Source organism: Rhizobacter sp. P3_B12 (assembly GCF_056402895.1).
Genome location: NZ_JBFUGN010000760.1, coordinates 1 through 3,065, shown reverse-complemented (window position 1 = coordinate 3,065; position 3,065 = coordinate 1). Strand labels below are relative to the sequence as shown.

General features: G+C 71.1%; 4 protein-coding genes. 1 reads left to right on the top strand and 3 read right to left on the bottom strand.

All coding sequences use genetic code 11. The annotated features are described in order from the left end of the window. Positions 1–16 precede the first annotated feature (16 nt). Entirely contained in the window at positions 17–1,510 is a 1,494-nt protein-coding gene (locus tag AC1D01_RS27555) for a carboxypeptidase M32 (RefSeq protein ID WP_477872069.1), read from the top strand. 12 nt (positions 1,511–1,522) lie between these two features. Here the strand turns inward: AC1D01_RS27555 and AC1D01_RS27550 are convergent, their stop codons facing one another. The 3 genes from AC1D01_RS27550 to AC1D01_RS27540 form a co-directional block, all read right to left on the bottom strand. Next, positions 1,523–1,936, bottom strand: a complete 414-nt coding sequence (locus AC1D01_RS27550; protein ID WP_477872067.1) for a DUF3037 domain-containing protein — start codon at positions 1,934–1,936, stop codon at positions 1,523–1,525. Beyond that, positions 1,914–2,705, bottom strand: a complete 792-nt coding sequence (locus tag AC1D01_RS27545; protein WP_477872065.1) for a HipA family kinase — start codon at positions 2,703–2,705, stop codon at positions 1,914–1,916. The genes AC1D01_RS27550 and AC1D01_RS27545 overlap by 23 nt, the downstream gene beginning before the upstream one ends. A 51-nt stretch (positions 2,706–2,756) precedes the next feature. Further along, the coding region (locus tag AC1D01_RS27540; RefSeq protein WP_477872063.1) for a ferredoxin--NADP reductase at positions 2,757–3,065 on the bottom strand (309 nt) is incomplete at its 5' end.

Genomic DNA, 3,065 nt, shown 5'->3' with positions numbered 1-3,065 from the left:
ACTACGCATCGATGACATGACTGCCAAGACACCCGCCTATGACGCGCTGGCCGCCCTGAGCCAGCGCCTTCACCACTTCGATCACCTTCGCGCCATCGCCGGCTGGGACCAGGCGGCGATGATGCCGCCCAAGGGCAACGATGCCCGGGCCGCCGCGGTGGCCGAGCTTTCTGCGCTGATGCATCGGTTGCGCACCGATCCATCGACCGCCGGCGACATCGAGCGCGCCGGGCAGGAACCGCTCGACGATTTCCAGCGCGCCAACCTGCGCGAGATCCAGCGCGAATGGCGGCTCGCCAATGCGCTGCCCGAATCGCTGGTGCAGGCGCGCTCGCTGGCCACCGCGCGCTGCGAACACGCCTGGCGCACACAGAGGCCGGCCAACCACTGGGCCGGCTTCGTCGTCAATTTCCGCGAGGTGCTGCGCGTCGGCCGCGAAGAAGCCCGGCTGCTGTCGGAGCAGACCGGCCTGTCGAAGTACGACGCGCTGATGGACCGCTACGAACCCGGCATGACCAGCGCCGAGGTCGACCGCGTCTTCGGTGACCTGCGGCAATGGCTGCCCGGCCTGATCGCCCAGGTGCGCGACCGCCAGTCGCGCGAAACCTGCCTCGAGCCGGTGGGCCCGTTCCCCGTCGAGCAGCAGCGCCGGTTGTGCGAGGCCGTGATGCACCTGCTGGACTTCGATTTCGAGGCCGGCCGGCTCGACACCAGCGCCCACCCGTTCTCCGGCGGCGTGCCAGAAGACGTGCGCCTGACCACCCGCTACCGCGAAGACGGCTTCCTGCAAAGCCTGATGGGCACCATCCACGAGACCGGCCACGGCCGCTACGAGCAGAACCGCCCGCGCAGCTGGCTCGGCCAGCCGGTGTCCAGTGCGCGCTCGATGGCCCTGCATGAGAGCCAGAGCCTGAGTTTCGAGATGCAACTCGGCTGCAGCCGCGGCTTCACGCAGTTGCTGGCGCCGATGCTGGCCACGCATTTCGGTGCGCAACCGGCCTTTGCACCCGACAACCTCTACCGCCTGGTCACGCGCGTGAACCCGGGCTTCATCCGCGTCGATGCCGACGAGGTGACCTACCCGGCCCACGTGATCCTGCGCTACCGGATCGAGCGTGCGTTGATCGAAGGCGAGATCGAGCCGGAAGACATTCCCGGCCTGTGGGACGCCGGCATGATGGAACTGCTGGGCGTCGACACCCGCGGCAACTTCACCAACGGCCCGCTGCAGGACGTGCACTGGCCCGACGGCCTGTTCGGCTATTTCCCGTGCTACACGCTGGGCGCGATGTACGCGGCGCAGTGGTTCGCGACCCTGCGCGGCCAGCACCCGGACCTGGATTCACGCATCGCCGCCGGCGACCTGTCACCGGTGTTCGACTGGCTGCGCGAGAACGTGTGGCAGCAGGCGAGCCGCTGGACGACGGCCGAACTCGCGGTGCGCGCGAGCGGCGAGCCGCTGAACCCGCTGCACTTCCGCCGGCACCTCGAAAACCGCTACCTGGGCTGATCCGCCGGCCGATCAGGCAGGGCGGCGCGGCCGCACCATCGCATCGAGCAGCCGCTCCAGCGCGCCCGGCAGGTCGCGGCAGCGGCCGGTGTGCACCGGCGAGGTCTGGATCGCCGTGCTGCGCGGCGCGACCAGCCAGTCGAACCGCTCGCGCGGCAGCAGCCGGCCGAGCGCACCCRCCTCGGCGCCGCCGCGGCAGATCGCCGGGATCGCGGCCAGCGAGGCGCGGATGGCGGCCAGGTCCAGGCCCGGGTCCAGCGCCAGCAGGCGGGCCTCGTCGACCTCGATGCCGGCCTGCAGGAAGCCCGACGGCGCGCACGAGACGATCGCCCCGACGTTGATGAACTCGCCGCGCTCGACCCGCGGCACCACGCGGACGATCGCGTAGTCGTAGGTGCAGAGGTCAGCGGAGCTGGGAGCGGGCACGGATCGCCTCCTCGACAAAAACGTTCGACGACGCCAGCCGGCGCGCCAGGTAATCGGCATAGGCCTGGCGGTGCGCGGCAGGGTCGGCGAAGACCTCGGGCTCGTCGAGCCACGCATCGGGGATCAGCGCGACGATGTCGGCGATGGCCTTCGGCGTGATCGCCTCGCGCATGCGCGCATCGGCCTCGGGCAGCGCGGCGGCGAACGGCAGCAGCACATGGTCGCGCACCAGCGCAAAAGGGCTGGCGGCGCGGTCGAGGTGGCCATCCCACGCGTGATGGAAATACAGCGCCGCGCCATGGTCGATCAGCCACAGCCGGCGGTGCCACATCAGCAGGTTGCTGTTGCGCGGCGTGCGGTCGACGTTGGTGACGAAAGCGTCGTGCCAGACGATGGCCGATGCGATGTCGGCGGCCGGCTGGTCGGCCAGCGGGTCGAAGGTGACGGAGCCGGGCAGGTAGTCGAGCGCGAGGTTCAGGCCGGCGCTGGCACGGATCAGGTCCTGGATCTCGGGGTCGGGCTCGGTGCGGGCGAGTTCGGCCTCGAGCTCGACCAGCACGATCTCGGGCACCGCGAGGCCGGCCACGCGCGCCAGCTCGCCGCACACCAGCTCGGCGATCAGCGCCTTCGGGCCCTGGCCGGCGCCGCGGAACTTGAGCACGTACAGGCCCTGGTCATCGGCCTCGATGATCGCGGGCAGCGAGCCGCCTTCGCGCAGCGGCGTGACGTAGCGGTGGGCGCAGACGGTGCGCAGGGTGGGGCGGGGCATCGGCGGATTGTCGCCGGAGATGATGCCTCTCGTCCGGCGCTCGGCCCGGGCTCAGGCCCCGCCGTAGCGCTCGGTGCGTATCGTCGAGGCGTCGATGCCGGCCGCTCGCAGCCCCGAGGCGATGGCCTCGACGAACGGCGTCGCGCCGCAGACGAATGACGCCGCGGGCGCGTGCCCCCAGCCGGCCAGCGCTTCGCGCAGCAGCGCGTCGTCCAGCCGGCGATCGAGGTCGCCGGGCCGGCGGCGCGGCTCGCGCGTCGTGATGAAGACCAGCCGCAGCGACGGATCGTCGCCCGCCATCGCGGCCAGTTCATCGGCACAGATCAGTTCCTCGTGCCGGCGTGCCGAGTACAGCAGCAG

Coding starts and splice junctions, on each gene's coding strand:
- AC1D01_RS27555 (WP_477872069.1), top strand. CDS start 17: ATGACTGCCAAGACACCCGCCTATGACGCGCTGGCCGCCCTGAGCCAG.
- AC1D01_RS27545 (WP_477872065.1), bottom strand. CDS start 2,705: ATGCCCCGCCCCACCCTGCGCACCGTCTGCGCCCACCGCTACGTCACG.